Source organism: Streptomyces sp. NPDC058291, assembly GCF_042880855.1.
Classification (GTDB): domain Bacteria; phylum Actinomycetota; class Actinomycetes; order Streptomycetales; family Streptomycetaceae; genus Streptomyces.
The window spans coordinates 38,169-62,718 of the sequence record NZ_JBHVYK010000030.1 but is presented as its reverse complement, the minus strand read 5'-3'; the positions used below and the strand labels follow the sequence as shown (position 1 = coordinate 62,718).

The following is a 24,550-nucleotide window of genomic DNA, read 5'->3' as shown; positions in this document are numbered from 1 at the left end:
AGTCCACAACCGCCCGTCGCGCTGTCCCGGCCGCCTGCGAGACTTGCTCCCATGCGCATTGTGGTTCTGGCAGGCGGCATCGGCGGTGCCCGGTTCCTGCGCGGTCTGAAGCAGGCCGTGCCGGACGCGGACGTCACGGTCATCGGCAACACCGGCGACGACATCCATCTCTTCGGGCTGAAGGTCTGCCCGGACCTCGACACGGTGATGTACACGCTCGGCGGCGGCATCAACGAGGAACAGGGCTGGGGGCGGGCCGAGGAGACCTTCCATCTGAAGGAGGAGCTCGCCGCGTACGGCGCGGGGCCCGGCTGGTTCGGCCTGGGCGACCGGGACTTCGCCACGCACATCGTGCGGACGCAGATGATCGGCGCCGGGTATCCGCTCAGCGCGGTCACCGAGGCGCTGTGCGACCGGTGGAAGCCCGGCGTGCGGTTGATCCCCATGACGGACGACCGCGTCGAGACCCATGTGGCCGTCCAGGTCGACGGTGAGCGCAAGGCCGTGCACTTCCAGGAGTACTGGGTGCGGCTGCGGGCGTCGGTGCCGGCGGAGGCGGTGGTGCCCGTAGGCGCGGAACAGGCCAAGCCGGCGCCGGGGGTGCTGGAGGCGATCGCGGAGGCGGACCTCGTGCTGTTCCCGCCGTCGAATCCGGTGGTCTCGGTCGGCACGATCCTCGCGGTGCCCGGCATCCGCGAGGCGATCGCCGAGGCCGGGGTGCCGGTGGTGGGCCTGTCCCCCATCGTCGGGGACGTGCCGGTGCGCGGCATGGCCGACAAGGTGCTCGCGGCGGTCGGCGTGGAGTCGACGGCCGCGGCGGTGGCCGAGCACTACGGCCCGGGACTGCTCGACGGCTGGCTCGTCGACACCGTGGACGCCGGCACCGTGGAACGCGTGGAGGCGGCCGGGATCCGCTGCCGGGCCGTGCCGCTGATGATGAGCGACCTCGACGCGACGGCGCAGATGGCCCGGGAGGCGCTGCGACTGGCGGAGGAGGTGCGGGGCGCGTGAGCGAGTCCTGGGAGGGCGGTTACCGGGTCTGGGCCGTGGCCGGGCTGCCCGAGGTGCGGGCCGGAGACGGCCTCGCCAAGCTGATCGCCGCCGCCGAGCCGGGTCTCGCCGACGGGGACGTCCTGCTGGTCACCTCGAAGATCGTGTCCAAGGCGGAGGGGCGGACCGTCCGGGCGGACGACCGGGAGGCGGCGATCGACGCCGAGACGGTCCGGGTGGTGGCCCGGCGCGGGCCCCTGCGGATCGTCGAGAACCGGCAGGGTCTGATCATGGCCGCCGCCGGGGTCGACGCCTCCAACACCCCTGCGGGGACTGTGCTGTTGCTGCCCGAGGACCCGGACGCGTCGGCGCGGGCGATCCGCGACGGGCTGCGCGCCGAACTCGGCGTGGACGTCGGGGTCGTCGTCACCGACACCTTCGGGCGGCCCTGGCGGGCGGGGCTCACCGACGTGGCGATCGGCGCCGCCGGGGTGCGGGTGCTGGACGATCTGCGCGGGGGCGCGGACGCCTTCGGCAACGCGCTGAGCGCGACGGTCGTCGCCACGGCGGACGAGCTGGCCGCCGCCGGCGACCTCGTGAAGGGAAAGGCCGCCGGGCTTCCGGTGGCCGTGGTGCGCGGTCTGGGGCGCCTGGTCGGGACCGAGGGCGCCGAGGAGGGCGCCCGGGCGCTCGTGCGGGGGGCGCGGGACGACATGTTCCGGCTCGGGACCTCGGAGGCGGTGCGGCTGGCGGTCACCCAGCGGCGGACCGTGCGGTCCTTCACCGACGAGCCGGTCGATCCCGGCGCGGTGCGCAGGGCGGTGGCGGCGGCCGTCACCGCGCCGGCCCCGCATCACACGACGCCGTGGCGGTTCGTGCTGCTGGAGTCGCCGCAGGCGCGGACCCGGCTGCTGGACGCGATGCGGGACGCGTGGATCGCGGATCTGCGGCGGGACGGCAAGTCCGAGGAGTCCATCGCCCAGCGGGTGCGGCGGGGGGACGTGCTGCGCAACGCGCCGTACCTCGTGGTGCCGTGTCTGGTGATGGACGGGTCGCACACCTACGGCGACGCACGGCGGGACGCGGCCGAGCGGGAGATGTTCGTGGTCGCGACCGGAGCCGGCGTGCAGAACTTCCTGGTCGCGCTGGCCGGGGAGCGGCTGGGCTCCGCGTGGGTGTCGTCGACGATGTTCTGCCGGGACGTGGTCCGGGACGTGCTCGCGCTGCCGCAGGAGTGGGACCCGATGGGAGCCGTGGCGGTCGGGCACCCGGCGCAGGAGCCCCGGACCCGGCCGGAACGCGAGGTGGCCGACTTCGTCGAGGTGCGCTGACGGCGAGGGCGTTCGAGGAGGAGGCGCCGGGGGCGCGGGAGCGGCCGCCCGGGCCCCCGGCTCCGCGGTGGAGGTCCGCTGCCGGAGCGGTCCGCGGGCCGACGCGGGCGGAGGAGGGCGGAGGAGGGGAGGTCTCGGCGCGGTTGGCCCGTCGCGTGGGGGTGAGACGTTCGTGACCCTCGGGTGGTCCGCGAGGTGGTGGGCGGACGGGTGCGCCTACTCTCGTAGCAGCCGTTTCCGTATGACCCGGGACTTCCACGTGGCAGGACGCTTCTCTCCCCGGCCCACGCGCACCACCGTGCGCGGCGGGCAGGTCGGTGTGCCCGCGGGTGTGCCGCGGCAGGCGTCCGCCCCCGGGCGGGTGCGCGACTGGGCGCCGGACGGGCCCGTCGAACTCGGGCTGGTGCTCGGGCCGCTGCGCCGGGGGCCGGGTGACCCTACGTTCCGGGCGACGCCGGACGGGTCCGTGTGGCGGGCCAGCCTCACCCCCGCCGGGCCGGGGACGCTGCGCGTGAGGGCGCGCGACGGCGCGGTGCGCGGCGAGGCGTGGGGGCCGGGGGCCGAGTGGTTGCTGGAGCAGTTGCCCGAGATGCTCGGCGCTGCGGATACGCCGGAGGAGTTCGAGCCCCGGCACCGGCTGGTGGCGATGGCCCGGCACCGGCGGCCGGGGCTCAGGCTGGTGCGGACCGGGCTGGTGCTGGAGTCGTTGATCCCGTCGGTGCTGGAGCAGAAGGTCACCACCGACGAGGCGTACCGGGCGTGGCGGCTGCTGGTGCGCAAGTTCGGCGAGCCGGCGCCGGGGCCCGCGGCGGGCGGGCGGCTGTGGGTGATGCCGGCGCCGCGGACCTGGGCGTTGATTCCGTCGTGGGAGTGGCATCGGGCGGGGGTCGACGACAAGCGGGCGTCGACGATCCTGCGGGCCGTGCGCGTGGCGGGGCGGCTGGAGGAGGCGATGCGGATGGCTCCGGCCGAGGCGCAGGCGCGGCTGGAGGTCGTGCCGGGGATCGGGCCGTGGACGTCCGCGGAGACCGTGCAGCGCAGTCATGGCGCCGCGGACGCGGTGACCGTCGGGGACCTGCATCTGCCGGGGATCGTGGGGTGGGCGCTGGCGCGGGACCGGGACGCCGACGACGCGGTGATGCTGGAGTTGCTGGAGCCGTACGCCGGGCAACGGCACCGCGCGGCTCGGCTGATCCTGCTGAGCGGGCAGACGCCGGCCCGGCGGGTGCCGAAGATGCCCAGGTGGGACATCGGGACGTTGTGAGGGACCGCACCGCGTAGGCGGGGGCGGGGCGAGGGGGTCTCGCCCCCACCGCCCCTGCCCGATCCGCAGGGGAAACTCGGGCCGCGCCGGTCACCGAAACCGAGCGAGCCTCGGGTCCCGCCGGTCACCGAAACCGAGCGGACCCCGGGAGCCGCCGGTCACCGGAAATCGGGTTACTGGTCCGACGAGAAGCGGACCGCGCCCGCCGGGATCCTCGCGTCGCACCACACCCTCGCGCCCTCGCGGAGTTCGTTGTCGGGGCCGACGACCGCGCCGTCGCCGATGACCGTGCCGGTGAGGACGGAGCGTTCGCCGACGCGGGCCCGGGCGCCGATGAGCGAGTCGGTGATCACCGCGCCGGGTTCGATCACCGCGCCGGGCAGGATCGTCGAGCCGAAGACCCGCGCGCCCTCGGCGACGAACGCGCCCTCGCCCACCACCGTGCCGCCCGTCAGCTTCGCGTCGGGGGCGACCCGCGCCGTCGGCAGGATCAGCCGGTCGCCGCACCGGCCGGGGACGGCGGGAGAGGGGGCACGGCCCAGGACCAGGTCCGCCGAGCCGCGCACGAACGCCGCCGGGGTGCCGAGGTCCAGCCAGTACGTCGAGTCGACCATGCCCTGGAGGTGCGCTCCGGCCGAGAGGAGGTCGGGGAACGTCTCGCGCTCCACCGACACCGGGCGGCCGGCCGGGATCGTGTCGATGACCGAGCGGCGGAAGACGTACGCCCCCGCGTTGATCTGGTCGGTGACGATCTCCTCGGGACTCTGGGGCTTCTCCAGGAACGCCAGGACCCTGCCCGTCTCGTCGGTGGGGACCAGCCCGTACGCCCGCGGGTCCGTCACCTGGGTGAGGTGCAGGGAGACGTCCGCTCCCGTCGTCTCGTGGGTGTCCACCAGGCGGGCGATGTCCAGGCCGGTGAGGATGTCGCCGTTGAAGACCAGGACCGGGTCCTCGGGGCCCGAGGTGAGGCGCGACGCCACGTTGCGGATCGCGCCGCCGGTGCCGAGGGGTTCGTCCTCCGTCACGTACTCGATGTGCAGGCCCAGGGCCGAGCCGTCGCCGAAGTACGGTTCGAAGACCTCGGCCAGATAGCTCGTCGCCAGGACGATGTGGTCCACGCCCGCCGCTCGCGCCCGCGCCAGCTGGTGCGTGAGGAACGGCACCCCCGCCGCCCTGACCATGGGTTTGGGCGTGTGCACCGTGAGGGGGCGCAACCTGGTGCCCTTGCCGCCGACCAGGAGGATCGCTTCAGTCACCTTCGTCTCTGCTTCCTGCCGGGACCGGCCGAACTGTCATTCGGCCGGCCAGTGTATGCAGACCCTTGTGTGGCGACTTCCAGGCCAGGGGCGTTGTGTCCCGGTCCCGGCGGACTGTCCCTCCGACGGCTACGGAATGTGCCCCCATCCGGATGCGCGCTCCGCCCGTTCGGGGGCATGCGGCCTCCGGGGCCCCGGCGGGCCCCGGAGCTCCGAGCGCGACCTACCGGTTCAGCGCCCCTGGTAGCGCGCCGCGGTCGAGCGGGCCGAGCCGAGTTTGCCGTAGAGCTGTTTGCCGGGGCACTCCGTGGCGAACCCGTCCCGGTGGCCCGAGATCACGTTCAGCCGTACGCTCTTTCCCTTTCCGTAGAGATTGCCACCCCCGGACGTCAGGTATGTCTTTCCGTTGGGGTTGGCGCCGAAGAGGCCGAGCTTCCACGCCGTCAGGCGGGCGACGGCGTCGACCGTGGCGGCGGTGGGCTGGGCGCTGCCGAAGGTGCCGAGGACGGCGACCCCCATGCTGTTGGTGTTGAACCCGAGGGTGTGGGCGCCGAGAACCGGCTCCGCCACTCCCCCGGCGCGGCCCTCGTAGATCGTGCCGCACTTGTCGACGAGGAAGTTGTAGCCGATGTCCCGCCAGCCCATGCTCTTGACGTGGTAGCGGTAGATGCCGCGGATGACGGAGGGGGCCTGGGCGCACGTGTAGCTGTTGCCCGACGCCGTGTGGTGCACGAACGCGGCCTTGACCTTCGTCGTGTACCGGAAGCCGCTCTCGCGCAGGCTCTCGTCGGCACCCCAGCCGCGGCGGGTGACGATGGTCGGGCGCGGGCCGATGTACGGCTTGGTCCGCTGGGCCTGCGTCAACTCGTCGCCGCGCAGCGCGAAGAGCTCGTCCTCGGTGGCCGGGCGGTCCAGGGCGGGGATCTCCAGGGCGCCGAGCGCGGCGAGGGGTTCGTTGGCGGCGGAGGCCGCGAGGGCCTCGGCGGACGTCTCGGTCGTTCCCGGCGGGCCGGCGTTCTCCCAGGTCGTCCCGGCGTCGGTTCCGTCCGGTGGCTCGGTTCCGTCCGGTGGTTCGGGTTCGCCCGACGGGTCGGCTTCGGGGGGCAGCGCCCCGCGCGGGGGGCCCGCCGGGGCGTGCTCGGGGGCCGCCTCGCCCGGGTCGACCAGGTCCAGGCGCAGGCCGGAGGGGAGCGGGACGACGGCCGAGAGGGTGCGGGCGCCGCGGCCCGTCTCCTCCGTGCGGTGTTCGTTATCCGGGCGGACGCGGACCTCGACGCCATCGGAGTCACCGACCCAGAGCGGGGCCGTGGCGCCGCGGACCCGGCCCGAGGCGCTCTCGGTGGTGCCGGGGTCGGCGCCGTGGTCGGCGTTGTGGGTGTCGACGTCCTGCCAGCCGGTCCAGGCGTCGCCGCCGGCCGGGCGGGTGCGGACCTGGACGCGGCCCTGGAGTTCGGTGGACGGGTCGTCCCAGACGACCCCGAGGAGGGAGAAGTGGCGTACCTCGCGGCGGGACAGGCCCTGGCCGGGGCCGCCGCCGGCGCGGTCACCGGTGAGGGGGGCGAGGGGCAGCGACTGGGTGCTGCCCGGGAGACCGGGTAGGCCGGCAAGGCCGGGTCGGGTCGCAGTGGTCCGGGCGTCGGGGCTGGTGGCCGCGGCGGTTCCGGCGGACGCCGCCTCCGCGGCCGGTGCAGGTCGCACCGTCGCCGCGTCGGCGGGCGGCGTCAGCGGGAGGGCGAGAGCCGCCGCGCAGGTGACGCCGATCGAGGAAGCAAGCAATCCACGCATGCCAACGATCGTGGACATAGTCATACATATCTGTCCATCGGGGAATTGACGGGGCGTCGGCGTGCATTCCGCCGAACCGGTGGCTTCGCGAAGGCCCGGCGGCCGGTGCGACGGCCGGTGCGGCGCGTACGCTTCTGCGGGTGACTGCCACCGATCGCACCCCTGCCGACCTGCTGCGTTCCGCACTGTCCGCGGATCCCGCGCGCCCCCTGGTGACGTTCTACGACGACGCCACGGGCGAGCGGGTCGAATTGTCCGTGGCCACCTTCGCCAACTGGGTGGCCAAGACCGCGAACCTCCTCCAGGACGGGTTGTCCGCACAGCCGGGCGACCGGGTCGCGCTGCTGCTGCCCGCGCACTGGCAGACGGCGGTGTGGCTGCTGGCGTGTTCGTCGACGGGGGTCGTGGCGGACGTGGCCGGAGATCCGTCGCGGGCCGACTTCGTCGTGGCCGGGCCCGGGCGGTTCGAGGCGGGGCTGGCCTGCCGGGGCGAGCGGTACGCGCTGTCGCTGGCCCCGCTCGGGCGGCGGTTCGTGCCGGGCCCTCCGCAGGGGTACGACGACTACGCGGTGGACGTCCCGAGCTTCGGGGACCGGTTCGCGCCGTACGCCCCGGTGGATCCGGAGGAGCCCGCGCTGATCGTCGCCGGGGCCGAGTACACCGGCGCCGAGATCGTGGAGCGGGCGCGGGCCGAGGCCTCGGCACTGGGGCTGACCGGGCCCGACTCCCGGCTGTTGTCGGGGCTGCCGTACGACACCTGGGAGGGGCTGAGCGCCGGACTGTACGCGCCGCTGGCGAGCGGCGGCTCCGTGGTGCTGTGCCGGAACCTGGCGCAGGCCGACGAGGAGACCGTGGCTCGCCGGGTGGAGAGCGAACGGGTGACGGCGACGGCCCGGTAGCCGCCCGGGGGCTGATCGTGCGGGCGGTGACGCCACCCGGGGGGGTCCGTGCGGGCGGTGACGCCACCCGGGGGGGGCCGTGCGGGCGGGTGACGCCACCCGGGGGTCCGTGCGGGCGGTGACGCCGGGGGCCGCCCGGTTCGGCGGGCTGCTGCCGAGTCTCGCAGGGGCGGAATCCTCCCTCTGGCTCACCCTCGTCGGCTTCGTGCCCCTGGCAGCCCGGGGCGTCCCGGCGGGTCCTCTGCGCTCCCCCGTCTGACCTTCGGCGCGCACCCGGGAGACGCCGCCCCCGGTCCTGCCCGCCCCTCACCGACGGTCGTCGTCTCGAAGGCCTCACCCGTCCGGCCCTTCCCAGGCGTCTGCGCCGCCCCGCTCGCGCCATCGTCGTAGGAGCGGCTCGACGCGCTCGTGCGCCGAGGCGGGAGCGGGCCGGGCACGGCAGCGGGAGGGGGATCGGGCGTGACGCACAGCGCGGGGCGGGACGGCGGGCCCCTCGGGCCGGGGACGGGGGCGTCCGCCGACGGGCGGGGCCTCGCGCGACGGCGCCGGCGGCGGTGGGCGCGGTACGGGGCGGGGGCGGTGGCGGTGATCGTCCTGGGGGCCGGGGTGGCCGGGTGGGCGGTCTACGTGAAGCTCGACGGGAACATCACGCCCGACGAGGCGGCCGCGGCGGAGCTCGCGCGGTACGCGAAGGAGCGGCCGACGTCGTTGGTGAAGGGCGCGCAGAACGTCCTGCTGATCGGGTCGGACTCGCGGTCGGGGGACGGCAACGACGAGTACGGGCGCGACTCCGGGACCGAGCGGTCGGACACGACGATCCTGCTGCATCTGGCGGCCGGGCGGCGCAGCGCCACCGCCGTGTCCCTGCCGCGCGACCTGATGGTGGACGTGCCGGGGTGCCGGCGGCCGGACGGGACGCGCACCGAGCCGACGTTCGTGATGTTCAACTACGCCTTCCAGGCCGGGGGTTCGGCCTGCACGATCCGCACGGTGGAGAAGCTCACCGGGGTGCGGATCGACCATCACGTCGTCGTCGACTTCAGCGGGTTCAAGGACATGGTCGACGCCGTGGACGGGGTGCAGGTCTGCCTGTCGGAGCCGATCAGCGACAAGGCCGCCCGGCTGCGGCTGCCGGCCGGGAAGGTCACGCTCGACGGGGAACAGGCCCTCGGGTACGTGCGCGCCCGCAAGTCGCTCGGCAACGGCAGCGACACCGGCCGGATGGACCGCCAGCAGCGGTTCCTGGGGGCGCTCGTCAACAAGGTGCAGAGCAATGACGTCCTGCTGAACCCGGTGAAGCTGTATCCGGTGCTGGACGCGGCCACGTCGTCCCTGACCACCGACCCGGATCTCGCGAGTCTGCGCGGACTGTATGAACTTGTGCGCGACCTAGGGGACATTCCCACCGAACATGTGCAATTCCTGACCGTTCCACGGGAGTCGTACGTCTACAACGCCAATCGCGACCAGCTCGTGGAGCCCGAGGCGGAGAAACTGTTCGAGCGGCTGCGGACGGACACGCCGGTGGCGGTTTCTCAGGAAGTTCCCACGAAATCCCCCGCCGCGCGGCCGGGCGACTACGGGCCGTACCGGGCCCGCTCGGCGAACGACAAGGCTTTCCGGGCGGTTTCGCCCAGTCCGCCCGCTCCCACCTTCCGCGGCAACACCGCGGCCGGAGACGACTGCGGGTAAAGCGCTTGCCAAGCACAGCCCTACCGACGAACAGGAGTTCCAAGAAATAGGGCGAATTGCCCGGTTGTAGGGGCGTGGAATTTGTCACGGCCGTCGCTCGACGCTGAACTGGGCGGATAGTGTGAGCGATCCGGTGCACCCGGCCGCGAGGTCCTTCCTGGGGTCGCGCACCGTGTGACCGAGACCCGAGCGCCTTGGGGGAGAGGCGCCGCGTGGCCCCGACGGAGGATTCGGACAACCGTGGACGCGCAAAGCCGTGGGCGGGCGGAGAACATCGACCCCGCAGACCAGTGGGTACTCAACCCGAGCACCGGCGAATACGAACTGCGACTGAGTCCTTCCGCAGCGCAGTCGCCGGTGCCCGGACCCCGTAGATCCGGCTCCGGCAGGACCGGTGGCGGAGAGCGGGAGCCGGCGCGCGCACGCGCCGCGGATCCGGAGCGGCGCTCGCCGTCCTCGCCCACGAAGGCGACGGTGACGGCGGGCGCCGACGTGCCCGGTCCGCGCCGGCGACGCGGCGCGCCGCCGGAGGAACCGGCGAGCCGGCGCGGCCGGCGGCCGGTGCAGAAGAAGTCGCGGGCGAAGAAGATCCTGGTGTGGACCGGCGGGATCATGGCCTTCGTGGTCGTGGGCACGGCCGGCGCCGCCTACCTGTATCTGGAGCACCTCAACGACAACATCACGTCCGTCTCCGACGACGGCGCGAGCACCGGCGGGTTCAGCAAGGACAAGGCCATCAACCTGCTGGTGATCGGCACCGACAAGCGCACCGGCTCCGGCAACGAGGGCTACGGCGACTCCGGCAGCGTCGGCCACGCGGACACCACGATCCTGCTGCACGTCAGCAAGGACCGGACGAACGCCACCGCGCTCAGCATCCCGCGCGACCTGATCGTGGACGTCCCGGACTGCCAGACCGCGCAGGCGGACGGCACCACCAAGGTCATCAAGGGCACGGACGGCGTCCGCTTCAACACCAGCCTCGGACAGGACGACCGCACGCCGTCCTGCACCGTGCGCACGGTCACCGAGCTGACCGGGATCCAGGCGGACAACTTCATGGTCGCCGACTTCAACGCGGTGAAGACGCTGACCACCGCGGTGGGCGGGGTAGAGGTGTGCCTGGCCAAGGACATCGACGACGCCGACTCCCACCTGAAGCTGTCCAAGGGCACCCACCTGATCCAGGGCGAGCAGGCGCTGGCCTTCGTGCGCACCCGGCACTCGGTCGGCTTCGGCGGCGACCTGAGCCGGATCCAGATCCAGCAGCAGTTCCTCAGCGCCCTGATGCGCAAGCTGAAGTCGAACGACACGCTCTCCAGCCCCACCAAGATGATCAAGCTGGCGGAGGCGGGCACGAAGGCGTTGACCGTCGACTCCCAGCTCGACAGCATCAACAAGCTGAAGGACCTGGGGCTGGAACTGGGCAAGCTCGACATCAAGAACCTGACCTTCACCACCGTGCCGGTCGTCGACAACCCGGCCGAGAAGGTCAAGGCCACGGTCGTCCTCGACAACTCGGCGGCGCCCACCGTCTTCCAGATGATCAGGGACGACGTCTCGTTCACCGCGGTCAAGCAGCAGGCCGCGGCCTCGAAGAACGCGGCGGCCAAGGCGGCCGCGGCCCGCCTGAAGGGCGCTCAGTCCGCCGCCTCCGAGGTGCGGGTGCAGGTCATGAACGGCGGAGCGCCCCCCGGCAGCGCACAGGAGACTCTCAGCTGGTTGCAGAATGATGAGGGCGTGACGAAGTCCGAGAACGCCGGCAACGCGCCCGCGCCGCTGGCGAAGACGACCCTCGAGTACGCGCCCGACCAGGCCGCCCAGGCACGCAAGCTGGCCGCGGTCATGGGGCTGCCCGGGACCGCCCTCAAGCCGGGCAGGAGCGTGGAGAACGCGCAGGGTCTGCCGACCATGACCCTGACGCTGGGCAAGGACTTCAAGGGCGCCGGCGTTTCGCTCACGGCGGCGAAGGTGCCCGACACGGTACAGAAGTCCACAGCCGACAAGGTCCAGTGCGCCAAGTAGGTAACCCTTCGGGCCCGTCGTGCGTCTGACTGGACGCGGGACGGGCCCGTGTCAGGCGCACGGCGGGGAGGGGCAGGGCAATGACGGGGAGCAGCGGGGTGCGGGGGGAGGTTCCCACGGCCGAGGACACGACGTCATCGACCGAGCGGGAACAACGCGATCAGACCGCGGCCGAGGAGGGCGGCAGACGCGGCCGCGGACGCCGAAGCGGCCGGGCGGTCGGCCGGGAGACGGATCGCAGACGCAGACGTCGACGCGCGTTGCGCTGGTCGGCGACCGTGCTGGCGGTGGTGATACTCGGCGGCGCGGGGGCCGGATACCTCTACTACGAACACCTCAACGCGAACATCAGGCACGACGACCTGAACATCGGCGACGCCAAGGACCGGGCGGCCGGCACCCACGCCAACTCGGCCGGCCAGACGGCGCTGAACATCCTGCTGATCGGCTCGGACGCCCGTGACACCGCGGCCAACCAGAAGCTGGGCGGCGCCAAGTACGACTTCGGCGGTCCCCCGCTGGCGGACGTCCAGATGCTGCTGCACGTCTCGGCGGACCGCAGCAACATGTCGGTGGTGAGCATGCCGCGCGACACCCTGCTGGACATCCCCAAGTGCACCGACCCCGACGACGCGAAGACCTACCCGGCGGTGCGCGGCGAGATGACCAACGCCTCGCTCAGCCGTGGCGGCCCGGGCTGCACGGTGGCCACCTGGGAGAAGCTCACCGACATCCACATCGACCACTTCATGATGATCGACTTCTCCGGCGTCGTCTCGATGGCGGACGCGATCGGCGGCGTCCCGGTCTGCGTGGACGCCAACGTCCACTCGCACACCAGCGCCGGCAAGGGCTCCGGCCTGAAGCTGGAGAAGGGCACGCACTCCGTCAAGGGCGAGCAGGCCCTGCAGTGGCTGCGCACCCGCTACGGCTTCGAGGACGACACCGACCTCGCCCGCGCCAAGGCGCAGCACATGTACATGAACTCGATGGTCCGCGAGCTGCGCGCCAGCGCGAAGCTGACCAACCCCAACAAGCTGCGCAAACTCGCCGAGGCGGCCACGAAGGCCATCACCGTCGACGACGGCCTGGACACCATCGGCAAGATGTACGACCTGGCGGGCGAGCTGCAGAAGGTGCCCACCGACCGCATCACGATGACGACGATGCCCAACCGCTACCAGGGCGAACGGGTGGTGCCCACCGAGGACGCCGGGCAGCTGTTCCGTCTGGTGCGCGAGGACATCGCCCTGGACGGCAAGGACGCCGCCAAGGCCACCGCCTCCCCCGCGCCGACGGCGGTCGCCGACCCGGCGGCCGCGAACGACAGAATCGCGGTGCAGATCCACAACGGCACCTCCACGGACACCCGGGCCGCGGTCCGCGGCCGCGCGACGACGGTGGCGCAGGCGCTGGCCGGCAAGGGCTTCACCCAGGCCGTCGCGGACACCTCCGCGGCCACGGCCGTGGCGAAGACCGTGGTCAGCTACCCGAGCGACGACCTGCAGGGCGACGCCCTGGCGGTCGCCAAGGCTCTCGGCGTCCCGGCGGGCCAGGTGAAGAAGTCCACCGGCGTCTCCGGCGTCACGCTCGTCGTGGGCGCGGACTGGCGGTCGGGGACGACGTACAAGGCGCCGGTGAAGAACGACAGGACGCCCGACACGGCCGGCGCGATCAACGCCTCCGACACCAGCCAGTGCATGCACGTGGACCCGGACTACGTCTGGTAGTCCGGGTCCGGGGGGCCTCTCGGTGCTCAGTGCGCGTCGCTGAGCACCGCGGGCCGACGTGACGCGATGACCTTCCTGGCCAGCGCCTTCGGGCTGGTCAGGAAGCCGAACCCCCACGACATGTGCATGGTGGCGAGGGCCACGGGGATCTGCAGCCGTGCCTTCGCCGGGAGCCCCTTGCCGGCCGGCAGCGAGCCGGCGACGATCGCGGCGAGGTAGCCGGCCGGGATCAGGAAGCCGAGCGGGGTGAGCACGGCGCCCACCACGATGCCGGCGGCTATCGCGCACACCGCGGTGGGCGGGGCGAGGTAGCGCAGGTTGATGGAGCCCTCGTGGTAGCGGGCGACGACGTGCCGCCAACGGCCGTAGTCCTTGTACTGCTTGGCGAGCGCCCTGACGCTGGGGCGCGGCCGGTAGGACACCTTCAGCTCGGGCGAGAACCAGATCAGCCCGCCGGCCTCCCTGATCCGGAAGTTCAGCTCCCAGTCCTGGGCCCGGATGAACTCCTCGTTGTAGCCGCCCTGTTGCTCCAGCGCCGCCCGCCGGAAGACGCCGAGGTACACGGTTTCGGCCGGGCCGGCCTGTCCTCCCGTGTGGAAGGCGGCGTTGCCGACCCCGATCTTCGAGGTCATGGCCGCGGCGACCGCGTGCTCCCAGTCGTTCTCGCCCTCGGCGTGCATGATGCCGCCGACGTTCTGCGCGCCGGTCTCCTCCAGGAGCCGCACGGCGGTGGCGATGTAGTTCGGCGAGAGCATGCCGTGCCCGTCGACGCGGACGACGACCGGATGGCGTGAGGCCTTGATCGCGGCGTTGAGCGCGGCGGGCGTGCGCCCGGTGGGATTGGGGACCGTGTGCACGCGCGGGTCTTCGGCTACGAGCTGGGCCGCGATCTCGTCCGTGCGGTCCGTGGACGGACCGATGGCGATCACGACCTCCATCTCGCCGGCGTACTCCTGCGCGAGGATCGCTTGGACGGCTCCGCGCAGATGCCGCTCCTCGTTGAGGACGGGCATGATGACGGACACTGCGGGGAGCCGCACGTCGGGCTTGGCGTTCATAGGGGGCTCACGTTACCGCGAACGGGGGACACGGCCCGCCCCGCCGGGTGCGCTGCACCGGTCGGCAGATCGTATGGGCCTACCGTTCCAACGGCTGCCACGCCCTACGGCCGCCGCCCGGAGGTGCCCCGTATGCCCGTCACGCCGTCCCGGTTCCCGCGCCGCCCCCACCGGCGGCGCCGTCCGCCGCGTCCCCCCGCCCGACGCGCACGCCCCCGCTGGGCCGTGCGGGCGGCGAGCACGCTGTCCGTGGTGCTCCTGGCCGCCGCCGGCATCGGTCACTCGGTGATCAGCAGCCTCGACGCGGACATCGCCCGGGTCGACCCCTTCAAGGACATGAAGAACCGGCCGAGGGCCGGCCACGGCATGAACGTCCTGCTGGTCGGCACCGACGGCCGCGACCGGATCACGCCGCAGGAACGCCGCCGGTACCGCCTGGGCGGAGCTCCCTGCCACTGCACCGACACGATCATGATCGTGCACATCTCGGAGGACCGGGAGCGGGCCAGCGTGGTCAGCCTCCCGCGCGACTCGTACGCGCTGACGCCCCCGCACACCGACCAGGTGACCGGCAAGGAGCACGGCGGCCACCCGATCAGGCTCAACGCGGCGTACGCGGAGGGCGGTCCGCAGCTCACGGTCCGCACGGTGGAGAACATGACGCACGTGAAGATCGACCACTATCTGGAGGTCGACTTCACCAGTTTCATGAAGACGGTGGACGTCCTCGGCGGGGTGCCGATCTGCACGGCGCTGCCCCTGAAGGACGCGTACACGGGCCTGGACCTGGCGCCGGGCCGGCACACCCTCCAGGGCGGCGAGGCGCTGCAGTACGTGCGCTCCCGGCACGCGGACGCCTCCTCCGACCTGGGCAGGATGAAGCGCCAGCAGCGCTTCCTGGCGGCCCTGGTGGACCGGGCGACCTCCTCCGGGGTCCTGCTGAACCCGCTGCGGTTCCGGGACGTGACCCGAGCGGTGCTCGGCTCGGTGCGGGCCGACCGCGGCTTCGGCGCCGACGAACTGCTCGACCTCGGGCGGGCCATGCGCTCCTTCTCGCCCGCCTCCTCCGAGTTCGCGACCGTGCCCATCGGCCGGATGGGATTCCTGGTGAGGGGCATCGGCTCGACGCTGCAGTGGGACCCGGCGAAGTCCGCGCGCCTGTTCGCGTCCCTGCGCGACGACGAGCCCCTCGCGGTGACGGCCCGGGCGATCAGCCGCCGGGTCGTACGGGTGCCGGTGGCCCCGCAGCAGATCCGGGTGCAGGTCGAGAACGGCACCCGCACGCCGGGGCTCGGCCGGCGGGTGGACGCGGCGCTGGCGGCGGTGGGCTTTCGCACGACCCGGCAGCCGGTCGCCGCGACCGGTCCTGTCGCCCGGCGCACGGTCGTCGCCTACGACCCCCGCTGGGACCGTTCCGCGAAATCCCTCGCGGCCGCCCTGCCGGGCAGCGAACTGCGCGCCGTCAAGGGGCTCGGGCCGACCCTGAAGGTGACCGCGGGCGCGGACTTCCGGCAGGTGCGCACGGTGCGGGCGGCGGAGGCGGAACAGGGCGAGTTCGGGGTCGTCCGGGGCGACGAGGTGGGGTGCGCCCAGGAGAGCCCGTGAGGGGCGCTCGGTGCGGGAGACCGCTCTGATGGCGCGCGGCGCCCGGAGGGCGTAGGACAGGAGAGCGGGCGCTGCCGGGAGCAGCCCGGCTGCCTCCCCCGCACTCCCAGGATCCTCAGGAGGAGCCATGACCCAGCCCGGAACGATGACCCCGATGAGCCGGCAGATGCAGGACTGCGTCGAGGCGTGCATGTCCTGCCACAGCCTGTGCGAGGAGACCATGAGCTCCTGCCTGCAGATGGGCGGCCAGGCCCAGATGCAGATCATGCGCGCGCTCATGGACTGCTCCGAGACGACCCGCATGTGCGCCGACATGATGATGCGGCGCTCGCCCATGTCGGCCGAGATGTGCGCCCTGTGCGCCCAGGCCTGCGACATGTGCGCCGAGGCGTGTACGGCCATGCCGGACGATCCCCAGATGATGCGCTGCGCCGAGTCCTGTCGCCGCTGCGCCGAGATGTGCCGCACGATGGCGGGCGCCACCATGTGACCGTCGCCGACAACGCGTTCAGGGGCGCCCCCCGAGGACGCCCCTGGACTGTGCCCGCGCCGGCCTCAGCCGCCGGAGACGGTGACCTTCTCGTCGTTGTTCAGCTCGTTCACCAGCTGCTTCACCTTCGCCTTGTCCCAGACGAGGTTGCCGCCGCTGGAGCCCGAGATCGGCATGTTCAGCGAGGTGCCGTCACCGCCGTTGACGCCCTTCATCGCGAAGAACATGGACCCCAGGTCGTACAGGCCCATGTCCTTGTCGACGATCAGCGTGTCCAGTCCGGCGCTCAGCGTCGGGTACAGCTTGAAGGGGTTCAGGACCGTGCCGGGAGTCGCCACCTCGTGGGCGAGGGCGGCGAGGAACTTCTGCTGGTTCTTGGTCCGCTGCAGGTCGGACGCGGCGAACGCGTGCCGGGTGCGGACGAAGGCCAGCGCCTCCTCGCCGTTCAGCTTCTGCTTGCCCGCCTGGAAGTCGGCGCCCGAGTACTTGTCCTTGAAGGCCTTGTCGATGGTGATCTCGACGCCGCCCACCGCGTCCACGATGCTCGCGAAGCCGGCGAAACCGATCTCCACGTAGTGGTCGATGCGCAGGCCGGTGTTGAACTCGATGGTGCGCACGAGCAGCTCCGGGCCGTCCGTCGCGTACGCGGCGTTCAGCTTCACGTGCCGTCCGGTGCCCTTGAAGGTCTTGCCGGACTCGGAGCCGACGAACGTCGGGAGCTCCACGTCCGAGTCGCGCGGCAGCGAGACCAGCGTGTCTCCGTTGGAACCGACGTGCAGGATCATCATCGAGTCCGTGCGCTTGCCCTCGGCGGAGCCGGTGTGCAGCTTCTTCTTCTCCTCGGCGGACATGCCCTCGCGGCTGTCCGAGCCGACGATCAGGTAGTTCGTCCCGTCGCCGCCCTCGGGCCGGTCGATGACCTTCGACAGGTCGACCTCGCGCTTGAGCTTGCCGTCGGCCCAGAAGTACGTGCCGACGGTCGTGACGACCAGCACCGTGACGAGCGAGATCGCCGTCCACTTGATGCGGCGGCGCCAGTTCGGCGCGGGACGCGGGGCGCGGGCGTCGAAGTCGCCGGGCCCGCCGGAGTCGCCGCCGCCCCCGTAGACCTGGCCCGAGCTGTAACCGCTGTCGTAACCGGTCTGCTGGGCGTTGGTGTAGTCGCCGGACCCCTGGCCGTTGACGTACGACGGCTGCGGCGGGACGCCGGCTCCCTGCGGCGGGGCCGTCGGGCCACGGCGGACCTGCCGCATGACGCGCGCGCTCTCGGGCTCTGCGCCGGCGCTGCCGCTGCCGTACCGGTTGCCGCGGTCCCTGTCGGACCATCCCTCGGGCCAATCGTTCATGCGGACCAGTGTGCAGGGCAGGGCAGTGTGCCGTACAAGGGTCGTCGGAGAATCAGGGCCGCGCTGTTGCCAAGCTGACACAAAGTCCCGGGTTGTCCCCCTCGGCATAAGGTGGAGGACATGACAGACCAGGTCACCGCGGCGGACTCGGGCAGCAGCTCGGACATCCCGGGCAAGCCCACGTCCGCGTCCCGCACCACCCTCAGCCACATCATGACCCACGCCGACACCAACCTGCTGGGGACGGTGCACGGCGGGGTGATCATGAAACTCGTCGACGACGCGGCGGGCGCGGTGGCCGGCCGGCACTCCGGCGGGCCCGCGGTCACCGCGTCCATGGACGAGATGGCGTTCCTGGAACCGGTCCGCGTCGGTGACCTCGTCCATGTGAAGGCCCAGGTCAACTGGACCGGCCGGACCTCGATGGAGGTCGGGGTGCGGGTGCTGGCCGAACGCTGGAACGAGTCCGCCCCGGCGACCCAGGTCGGCTCGGCCTACCTGGTCTTCGCCGCCGTCGACGCCGACGGCAAGCCCCGCGCGGTCCCGCCGGTCCTCCCGGAGACCGAACGCGACGAACGCCGCTACCAGGAGGCCCAGATCCGCCGCACCCACCGCCTGGCCCGACGCCGGGCGATCATGGAGCTGCGCGAGCGCCGGGTGGCCGAGGGCTTCGAGGACTGAGCCGGACATCTTGGCGGGGCGGACGTCATGGCGGGGCGGACGTCGTAGCGGGGCGGAGCGCCTCGGTCGTCCGCGACGGCGAAGGCCCCCGGCAGCTCGCCGGGGGCCGGGCCGGCCGGGTCGGTCGGCGGCCGCGCGCTCGATCTGCGCGACCGCGTCCGACCTGCGCGAAGGACCGCTAGGGAAGGTTCCTGGCCATCACGATCCGCTGGACTTGGTTCGTGCCCTCATAAATCTGGGTGATCTTGGCGTCGCGCATCATCCGCTCGACCGGGTAGTCGCGGGTGTAGCCGTAGCCGCCGAGGAGCTGGACGGCGTCCGTGGTGACCTCCATCGCCACGTCCGAGGCGAAGCACTTGGCGGCCGCGCCCTGGAAGGTGAGGTCGGAGTCCAGGCGCTCGGACTTGGCCGCCGCCGCGTACGTGAGCTGGCGGGCCGCCTCGATCTTCATGGCCATGTCGGCGAGCATGAACTGGATGCCCTGGAAGTCGGCGATCGGCTTGCCGAACTGCTTGCGCTCCTGGACGTAGCCCTTGGCGTAGTCGAAGGCGCCCTGGGCGACCCCGAGAGCCTGCGCGGCGATCGTGATGCGGGTGTGGTCCAGGGTCTTCATGGCGGTCGCGAAGCCCGTGCCCTCCTCGCCGATCATGCGGTCGGCCGGGATGCGCACGTTGTCGAAGTAGACCTCGCGGGTCGGGGAGCCCTTGATGCCGAGCTTCTTCTCCGGGGCGCCGAAGGAGACGCCCGGGTCGGACTTCTCGACGACGAAGGCGGAGATGCCCTTGCTGCGCTTCGTCGGGTCCGTCACGGCCATGACCGTGTAGTACTCGCTGACGCCGGCGTTGGTGATCCAGCGCTTCACACCGTTGAGTATCCAGTGGTCGCCGTCGCGGACCGCCTTCGTCTTCATGCCGGCCGCGTCGGAGCCCGCGTCCGGCTCGGAGAGGGCGTAGGAGAACATCGCGTCGCCCTTGGCCAGCGGCGAGAGGTACTTCTTCTTCAGGTCGTCGGAGCCGGAGAGGATCACCGGGAGCGAGCCCAGCTTGTTCACCGCGGGGATCAGGGAGGAGGACACGCAGACGCGGGCCACCTCCTCGATCACGATGACCGTCGCGAGGGCGTCGGCGCCCGCGCCGCCGTACTCCTCGGGGACGTGCACGGCGTGCAGGTCGCTCGCCACCAGCGCGTCCAGCGCCTCCTGCGGGAAGCGTGAGTCCTCGTCCACCGCCGCGGCGAACGGCGCGATCTTCGCCTCGGACAGTGAGCGGATGGCGTCGCGGAGCATGTCGTGCTCCTCGGACGGGCGGTACAGGTCGAAGTCAGCCGATCCGGCCAAGATGTCCACACTCCAAAGACGCTGCGTTTACCGACGCTAATTACCGTTAAGTAACTCGAATTTTAAGGGTCTGCCGATGCCCGTAGTACGTGAGCTTGGCGACAAGGGATCTCCACCGGGGTGATCTGCCCGGTGAGGGGCGTCGGCACGCCCCGACTATGCTCGGGCGCGCAGCGACGGCAACCCCCACCAGGAGCATCCATGGCCCTCAAGATCACCGTGATCGGCACCGGCTATCTCGGCGCCACGCACGCCGCGGCCATGGCCGAACTGGGCTTCGAGGTGCTCGCGCTCGACGTCGTGCGCGAGAAGATCGAGATGCTCGAACGCGGTGAGACCCCCATGTACGAGCCGGGGCTGGAGGAGCTGCTGCGCCGCCACGTGGCCGGGTTCGAGGGATCCAGCGGGCGGTTGCGGTTCACCCAGGACTGGGCCGAGGTGGGAGCCTTCGGCGACGTCCACTTCGTCTGCGTCAACACGCCCCAGAAGCACGGCGAGTACGCCTGCGACATGTCGTACGTCGAGTCCGCCGTCGCCTCCCTCGCCCCGCACCTGACGCGGCCCGCCCTCGTGGTCGGCAAGTCGACCGTGCCGGTGGGCTCGGCCGACCGGCTGGCCCGCACGATCGCCGGCCTCGCGCCCGCGGGCGAGGACGCCGAGCTGGCCTGGAACCCGGAGTTCCTGCGGGAGGGCTTCGCGGTGCAGGACACGCTGCACCCGGACCGGATCGTCGTCGGGGTGCGCAGCGAGCGGGCCGAGGCGCTGCTGCGGCAGGTGTACGAGACGCCCGTCGGGGAGGGCACCCCGTTCGTCGTCACGGACTTCCCCACGGCCGAGCTGGTGAAGACGTCCGCCAACTCCTTCCTCGCCACCAAGATCTCCTTCATCAACGCCATGGCGGAGGTCTGCGAGGCCGCCGACGGCGACGTCGCCAAACTGGCCGAGGCCATCGGCTACGACGACCGGATCGGAAGGAAGTTCCTGCGGGCGGGGATCGGGTTCGGCGGCGGCTGTCTGCCCAAGGACATCCGCGCGTTCATGGCCCGGGCCGGCGAGCTGGGGGCCGACCAGGCGCTGACCTTCCTGCGCGAGATCGACTCGATCAACATGCGCCAGCGCGGGCGGATGGTCGAGCTGGCGCGGCAGGAGCTGGGAGGCGGTTCCTTCCTGGGCCAGCGGATCGCCGTGCTGGGCGCCACCTTCAAGCCCGACTCGGACGACGTCCGCGACTCGCCCGCGCTCAACGTCGCCGGGCAGATCCATCTGCAGGGCGGCCAGGTCACCGTGTACGACCCGAAGGGCATGGAGAACGCCCGCCGGCTCTTCCCGACCCTGGGTTACGCCGACTCGGCGCTCGACGCCGTGCGGGGCGCGGACGCCGTGCTGCATCTCACCGAGTGGCGCGAGTTCCGCGATCTCGACCCGGCGGCGCTCGGCGAGGTCGCGACGACCCGGCTGATCCTGGACGGACGCAACGCGCTGGACCCGGAGCTGTGGCGCAAGGCGGGGTGGACCTACCGGGCCATGGGCCGGCCGACCGCGTAGCGGCCGCGGACGACACGACCGCGCACGACGCCGGACGGGACGACGCGGGACTGGACGACGCGGGGCTGGACGACGCCGGACGGGACGACACCTTCGAACGACGCCGGACGGCACGACGCCGGACGGGACGACACGGCTTCGAACGACGCGGGACGGGACGACGCCGGACGGCCGGACGGGACGACGCCGGTTCGGCCGAGGCTCAGTCGGCCGAACCGGCGTCTTGCTGCATTCTGCACCACCGAGCTGTGCCCCGGCCGGTGAACTCCTTCGCCCGGTACCGACGCATCTCGGCGCGCGCCCCGCACACCTGCGTAGAGCACCGGCGGCCCCGGCCGACCGGGGCCGCCGCCGTAGTAGGCCCACTGGCAGGTCACGGCCTCGCAGGCCGACGCGGAGGACCGTTCACGGGGTCGGCGTGTGTACGCCGACCCTGCTGGGCACCCGTTCTGCCTGTGCCGCCGCCGAGACCCACGCGGCGGCCGACGCCCGCTTCACGTCCTGCTCAGGAGGGTTCCATGCCGCCCGTCGCCCGCTTCCGCTCCGTCGTGCTCGACTGTCCCGATCCGCGCGCGCTCGCCGCGTTCTACGCGGCGGTCCTGGGCGGCACGCCCGAGGCCGAGGACGGGGCGGACGACTGGTACGTGCTGCACGTGCCCGGCGGTCCCCGCATCGCCTTCCAGCAGGTGGAGGACTACACCCCGCCGGAGTGGCCGCGCGCGGACCGCAACCCGCAGCAGTTCCACCTCGACCTCGACGCCGGCGCCACCTGGGAGGAGCTGGACGAGGCCCACGAGCGGGTGCTGAAGCTCGGCGCACGTCCGCTGGACCTGGAAGACCGCGAGACGAAGGACTTCCAGGTGTACGCCGACCCGGCGGGCCACCCGTTCTGCCTGTGCCGCGTCGAGCAGCCCCTGTCCTGAGCGCGAGGTCCGGCGGGCCGGTCCCGGCCGCGGATCGCCCCGGCCCGCCGGCCCCGCGCGCGCCCAGCGGGTTCTAGTCGGCCGTCGCGTCCAGGTCGGTGATGCGTGCCGTCGACGGCTTGCGGCGTTCTCGTGCCGCGCGCGCCGCGAAGTCGGCCGAGCGCAGGACGCGCTGCACGTTGCCCCAGGTCAGCAGGGCGACGTCGGTCTCCGGCCAGCCGCGGGTGAGCAGCTCGGCGACCAGGTGCGGGTAACCGGGCGCGGCGCCGGGGACGTACGCGTCGCCGGCGCGGCTGCCCGGGTCCTGGGCGCCGGGGTCGTGGGCGCCGGACAGGCCGACGCATTCGGGGCCGGCCAGCGCGCGGACGTGGTCGAGGTGGTCGGCGACGTCCTGCACGGTCGGCCCGGTCCGCTCGGCCGACAACGGCACCAGGCACAGCCCCTTGGCGGCCCCCAGCTCGGCCAGCAGGGCGTCGGACAGGTTGTCGCGGTGGGCGCGCAGGGCGCGGGCACCGGAGCGGGTGCACAGGACCGGCGTCTTGGAGAGCGCGAGGGCGCGGCCGATCGTGGCGTCGGAGGCGCCGGAGAGATCGGCGAGCACGCCGATCCGGTTCATCTCCCGCACGACCTCCTCGCCGAACCGGGTCAGCCCCGCCTCGCCCGCCCACGAGGCACCGGCCAGGGTGAGGACGCGCAGCCCGAGGGAGTGCAGCACGCGCAGGATGCCCAGCGAGTCGTCGAGCGCGGCGGCGTCGGCCGGGCCCAGGACGACGGCGACCCGGCCGCAGTTGCGGGCGTCGATGACGTGCCCGGCGCTGCGGGCCAGCCGCAGGCCCTCGGGATGCTCGGCGATCACCGAACGGACGAGGTCCAGCTGTTCCAGGGTGGCGCCGACGGCCCGGTCGCCCGCGAGCGCCTCGGGCAGGTGCAGCGACCACAGCAGCGCGGCCACATGGTCCTCGCGCAGCCGGAGCACGTCGGTCTCGACGCCGCTCTCACCGAGCCGCAGGTCGTACCAGGGCAGGTCCCGCAGCGCCCAGGGCAGGCCGCTGTGGCCGTCGACGACGGGGTGCGCGGCGAGGAGCGCCCGGGCGCGCTCCAGCGGGCCGCTCTCCGGCTCGCTCCGCTGCCCGCCGTGCGGCCCGCGCGGGCTCCTGTCGGCCCTCGGAGGCGGTTGCGGGGCGAAGGGGGCTGTCTGCGCCCGGTCCTGGAGCTCGCCGGCCTCGGGGAGGGCGTTCAGTTCGTCCTGGAGGTCGGCCATGACGGTCTCCGTACGTCGGTCAGCAGTACGGTCACCGTCGCACGGCGGGCGACGCGCTTCCTGGTGGACGGGGCGTTCGGGGGTATGCGGACGGGCGGACCGGTCGCACCGGCCCGCCCGTCCGCCCCGGTCGGCGGGGGTCAGCCGTCCAGCGACTCGATCGTCGCGTGGGAGGCCGCGCGCGTCGCCTGCAGGTCGCGGGCCACGCCCTCGGCCGCGCCCAGCACCCGCACGGCGTTCTTCCAGGTCAGCTTGGCGAGATCGGTCCTCGACCAACCGCGGTCCAGCAGCTCCGCGATCAGGTGGGGGTAGCCGGAGACGTCGTCCAGGCCCGCGGGGGTGAAGGCCGTGCCGTCGTAGTCGCCGCCGATGCCGAGGCAGTCGACGCCGGCGACCTCGCGCATGTGGTCGAGGTGGTCGGCGACCGTGGCGACGGTGGCGACCGGGCGGGGGCGGGTCTCCTCGAAGGCCCGGTGCACCTTCATCGCCTCGGGGGTGGTGTCGAGGTGGTGGAAGCCGTGGGCGCGCATGTTGTCGTCGGCCGCGGCCGTCCAGTCGACCGCGGCCTGGAGGACGAACTTCGGCACGAACGTCACCATCGCCATGCCGCCGTTGGCGGGCAGGCGCTCCAGGACGTCGTCGGGGATGTTGCGGGGGTGGTCGCACACCGCGCGGGCGGAGGAGTGGGAGAAGATCACCGGCGCGCTCGTGGCGTCGAGCGCGTCACGCATGGTGGTCGCCGCCACGTGCGAGAGGTCGACCAGCATGCCCTCGCGGTTCATCTCCCGCACGACCGCGCGGCCGAACGCGGTCAGCCCGCCGGCCCTCGGCTCGTCGGTGGCGGAGTCCGCCCAGTCGACGTTGTCGTTGTGGGTGAGCGTCATGTACCGCACGCCGAGCGCGTACAGGCCGCGCAGGACGCCGAGGGAGTTGGCGATGGAGTGGCCGCCCTCCGCGCCCATGAGCGAGGCGATACGGCCCTGCGCGCGGGCCGCCTCCATGTCGGCGGCCGTCAGCGCCGCGCGCAGATCGCCCGGGTGGCGGTCGATGAGCCGCCGTACGCAGTCGATCTGCTCCAGCGTCGCCGGGACCGGGTCGGGCAGGTCGGCGCGCACGTACACGGACCAGTACTGCGCGCCGACGCCGCCCGCCCGCAGCCGGGGGATGTCGGTGTGCAGGTGGGCGTGCTGGTCGGCGGCCACGTCACGGGCGTCGAGGTCGTAGCGGACCTGCTCGCGCAGCGCCCAGGGCAGGTCGTTGTGGCCGTCGACGACCGGGAACTCGCGCAGGAGTTCGCGGGCCGCGTCCAGCGAGGTCGGCTCCGTCACTTCGC

General features: G+C 72.7%; 19 protein-coding genes and 1 pseudogene. 12 read left to right on the top strand and 8 right to left on the bottom strand.

Annotation, left to right across the window (positions count from 1 at the left end):
- Window positions 1-51 precede the first annotated feature (51 nt).
- The 3 genes from cofD to ACFVYK_RS17665 all read left to right on the top strand — a co-directional run bounded on the left by cofD (window position 52) and on the right by ACFVYK_RS17665 (window position 3,585).
- Window positions 52-1,011 carry a 2-phospho-L-lactate transferase gene (gene cofD, locus ACFVYK_RS17675; protein WP_389774518.1) on the top strand — a complete coding sequence of 320 codons (960 nt, stop codon included), beginning with the start codon at window positions 52-54 and terminating at the stop codon, window positions 1,009-1,011.
- The gene (locus ACFVYK_RS17670; RefSeq protein WP_389774516.1) at window positions 1,008-2,321 is read left to right on the top strand and encodes a coenzyme F420-0:L-glutamate ligase; all 1,314 of its coding nucleotides are present in this window, start codon (window positions 1,008-1,010) and stop codon (window positions 2,319-2,321) included. The genes cofD and ACFVYK_RS17670 overlap by 4 nt, the downstream gene beginning before the upstream one ends.
- Window positions 2,322-2,580: 259 nt before the next feature.
- Window positions 2,581-3,585 carry a DNA-3-methyladenine glycosylase family protein gene (locus ACFVYK_RS17665; protein WP_389774513.1) on the top strand — a complete coding sequence of 335 codons (1,005 nt, stop codon included), beginning with the start codon at window positions 2,581-2,583 and terminating at the stop codon, window positions 3,583-3,585.
- 173 nt (window positions 3,586-3,758) lie between these two features.
- On the opposite strand, the gene ACFVYK_RS17660 is transcribed toward ACFVYK_RS17665, so the two are convergent.
- Complete coding sequence (locus ACFVYK_RS17660; RefSeq protein ID WP_389774511.1) at window positions 3,759-4,841, bottom strand: sugar phosphate nucleotidyltransferase; 1,083 nt, start codon at window positions 4,839-4,841, stop codon at window positions 3,759-3,761.
- Between the two features lie 231 nt (window positions 4,842-5,072).
- Window positions 5,073-6,626 carry a peptidoglycan recognition protein gene (locus tag ACFVYK_RS17655; protein ID WP_389774508.1) on the bottom strand — a complete coding sequence of 518 codons (1,554 nt, stop codon included), beginning with the start codon at window positions 6,624-6,626 and terminating at the stop codon, window positions 5,073-5,075.
- Between the two features lie 140 nt (window positions 6,627-6,766).
- Here ACFVYK_RS17655 and ACFVYK_RS17650 point away from each other — a divergent pair, with 140 nt between their 5' ends.
- The 4 genes from ACFVYK_RS17650 to ACFVYK_RS17635 all read left to right on the top strand — a co-directional run bounded on the left by ACFVYK_RS17650 (window position 6,767) and on the right by ACFVYK_RS17635 (window position 12,972).
- Window positions 6,767-7,525 (top strand): TIGR03089 family protein, encoded by a 759-nt coding sequence (locus tag ACFVYK_RS17650; protein WP_389774505.1) that lies wholly within the window; start codon window positions 6,767-6,769, stop codon window positions 7,523-7,525.
- Window positions 7,526-7,984: 459 nt separating this feature from the next.
- A complete protein-coding gene (locus ACFVYK_RS17645) occupies window positions 7,985-9,217 on the top strand; it encodes an LCP family protein (RefSeq protein WP_389774503.1) in 1,233 nt (410 codons plus the stop codon).
- 240 nt (window positions 9,218-9,457) lie between these two features.
- Entirely contained in the window at window positions 9,458-11,242 is a 1,785-nt protein-coding gene (locus tag ACFVYK_RS17640) for an LCP family protein (RefSeq protein WP_389774501.1), read from the top strand.
- A gap of 80 nt (window positions 11,243-11,322) precedes the next feature.
- Window positions 11,323-12,972, top strand: a complete 1,650-nt coding sequence (locus ACFVYK_RS17635; protein ID WP_389774498.1) for an LCP family protein — start codon at window positions 11,323-11,325, stop codon at window positions 12,970-12,972.
- Window positions 12,973-12,998: 26 nt separating this feature from the next.
- Here ACFVYK_RS17635 and ACFVYK_RS17630 read toward each other — a convergent pair whose 3' ends face one another.
- A complete protein-coding gene (locus ACFVYK_RS17630; protein ID WP_389774495.1) occupies window positions 12,999-14,030 on the bottom strand; it encodes a glycosyltransferase family 2 protein in 1,032 nt (343 codons plus the stop codon).
- Between the two features lie 132 nt (window positions 14,031-14,162).
- Between ACFVYK_RS17630 and ACFVYK_RS17625 the strand changes: the two genes are divergently transcribed.
- A complete protein-coding gene (locus ACFVYK_RS17625) occupies window positions 14,163-15,635 on the top strand; it encodes an LCP family protein (RefSeq protein ID WP_389774493.1) in 1,473 nt (490 codons plus the stop codon).
- A 127-nt stretch (window positions 15,636-15,762) separates the two neighbouring features.
- Window positions 15,763-16,125, top strand: coding sequence for a four-helix bundle copper-binding protein (locus ACFVYK_RS17620; RefSeq protein ID WP_389774491.1), 363 nt, complete (start codon window positions 15,763-15,765; stop codon window positions 16,123-16,125).
- 65 nt (window positions 16,126-16,190) lie between these two features.
- On the opposite strand, the gene ACFVYK_RS17615 is transcribed toward ACFVYK_RS17620, so the two are convergent.
- Window positions 16,191-17,471, bottom strand: coding sequence for an LCP family protein (locus tag ACFVYK_RS17615; protein WP_389774488.1), 1,281 nt, complete (start codon window positions 17,469-17,471; stop codon window positions 16,191-16,193).
- 120 nt (window positions 17,472-17,591) lie between these two features.
- Here ACFVYK_RS17615 and ACFVYK_RS17610 point away from each other — a divergent pair, with 120 nt between their 5' ends.
- Window positions 17,592-18,152: an acyl-CoA thioesterase gene (locus ACFVYK_RS17610; protein WP_389774485.1), complete on the top strand. Its 561-nt coding sequence runs from the start codon at window positions 17,592-17,594 to the stop codon at window positions 18,150-18,152.
- 178 nt (window positions 18,153-18,330) lie between these two features.
- Here the strand turns inward: ACFVYK_RS17610 and ACFVYK_RS17605 are convergent, their stop codons facing one another.
- The gene (locus tag ACFVYK_RS17605; protein ID WP_389774483.1) at window positions 18,331-19,488 is read right to left on the bottom strand and encodes an acyl-CoA dehydrogenase; all 1,158 of its coding nucleotides are present in this window, start codon (window positions 19,486-19,488) and stop codon (window positions 18,331-18,333) included.
- Window positions 19,489-19,689: 201 nt separating this feature from the next.
- On the opposite strand from ACFVYK_RS17605, the gene ACFVYK_RS17600 reads away from it, so the two are divergent.
- The gene (locus tag ACFVYK_RS17600; RefSeq protein ID WP_389774480.1) at window positions 19,690-21,033 is read left to right on the top strand and encodes a UDP-glucose dehydrogenase family protein; all 1,344 of its coding nucleotides are present in this window, start codon (window positions 19,690-19,692) and stop codon (window positions 21,031-21,033) included.
- Between the two features lie 268 nt (window positions 21,034-21,301).
- On the opposite strand, the pseudogene ACFVYK_RS17595 reads toward ACFVYK_RS17600, so the two are convergent.
- Window positions 21,302-21,422: pseudogene (locus tag ACFVYK_RS17595) on the bottom strand (CGNR zinc finger domain-containing protein); the annotation flags it as partial.
- A 129-nt stretch (window positions 21,423-21,551) separates the two neighbouring features.
- Here ACFVYK_RS17595 and ACFVYK_RS17590 point away from each other — a divergent pair.
- Window positions 21,552-21,956, top strand: a complete 405-nt coding sequence (locus ACFVYK_RS17590; RefSeq protein WP_389774478.1) for a VOC family protein — start codon at window positions 21,552-21,554, stop codon at window positions 21,954-21,956.
- Between the two features lie 73 nt (window positions 21,957-22,029).
- Here the strand turns inward: ACFVYK_RS17590 and ACFVYK_RS17585 are convergent, their stop codons facing one another.
- Together ACFVYK_RS17585 and ACFVYK_RS17580 are read right to left on the bottom strand one after the other, a co-directional pair.
- Window positions 22,030-23,217, bottom strand: coding sequence for a dipeptidase (locus ACFVYK_RS17585; protein WP_389774476.1), 1,188 nt, complete (start codon window positions 23,215-23,217; stop codon window positions 22,030-22,032).
- Window positions 23,218-23,357: 140 nt separating this feature from the next.
- A complete protein-coding gene (locus ACFVYK_RS17580) occupies window positions 23,358-24,545 on the bottom strand; it encodes a dipeptidase (protein WP_389774474.1) in 1,188 nt (395 codons plus the stop codon).
- Window positions 24,546-24,550 lie beyond the last annotated feature (5 nt).

Coding starts and splice junctions, on each gene's coding strand:
- ACFVYK_RS17590 (WP_389774478.1), top strand. CDS start 21,552: ATGCCGCCCGTCGCCCGCTTCCGCTCCGTCGTGCTCGACTGTCCCGAT.
- ACFVYK_RS17625 (WP_389774493.1), top strand. CDS start 14,163: ATGCCCGTCACGCCGTCCCGGTTCCCGCGCCGCCCCCACCGGCGGCGC.
- ACFVYK_RS17610 (WP_389774485.1), top strand. CDS start 17,592: ATGACAGACCAGGTCACCGCGGCGGACTCGGGCAGCAGCTCGGACATC.
- ACFVYK_RS17620 (WP_389774491.1), top strand. CDS start 15,763: ATGACCCAGCCCGGAACGATGACCCCGATGAGCCGGCAGATGCAGGAC.
- ACFVYK_RS17655 (WP_389774508.1), bottom strand. CDS start 6,626: ATGCGTGGATTGCTTGCTTCCTCGATCGGCGTCACCTGCGCGGCGGCT.
- ACFVYK_RS17635 (WP_389774498.1), top strand. CDS start 11,323: ATGACGGGGAGCAGCGGGGTGCGGGGGGAGGTTCCCACGGCCGAGGAC.
- ACFVYK_RS17600 (WP_389774480.1), top strand. CDS start 19,690: ATGGCCCTCAAGATCACCGTGATCGGCACCGGCTATCTCGGCGCCACG.
- cofD (WP_389774518.1), top strand. CDS start 52: ATGCGCATTGTGGTTCTGGCAGGCGGCATCGGCGGTGCCCGGTTCCTG.
- ACFVYK_RS17615 (WP_389774488.1), bottom strand. CDS start 17,471: ATGAACGATTGGCCCGAGGGATGGTCCGACAGGGACCGCGGCAACCGG.
- ACFVYK_RS17585 (WP_389774476.1), bottom strand. CDS start 23,217: ATGGCCGACCTCCAGGACGAACTGAACGCCCTCCCCGAGGCCGGCGAG.
- ACFVYK_RS17630 (WP_389774495.1), bottom strand. CDS start 14,030: ATGAACGCCAAGCCCGACGTGCGGCTCCCCGCAGTGTCCGTCATCATG.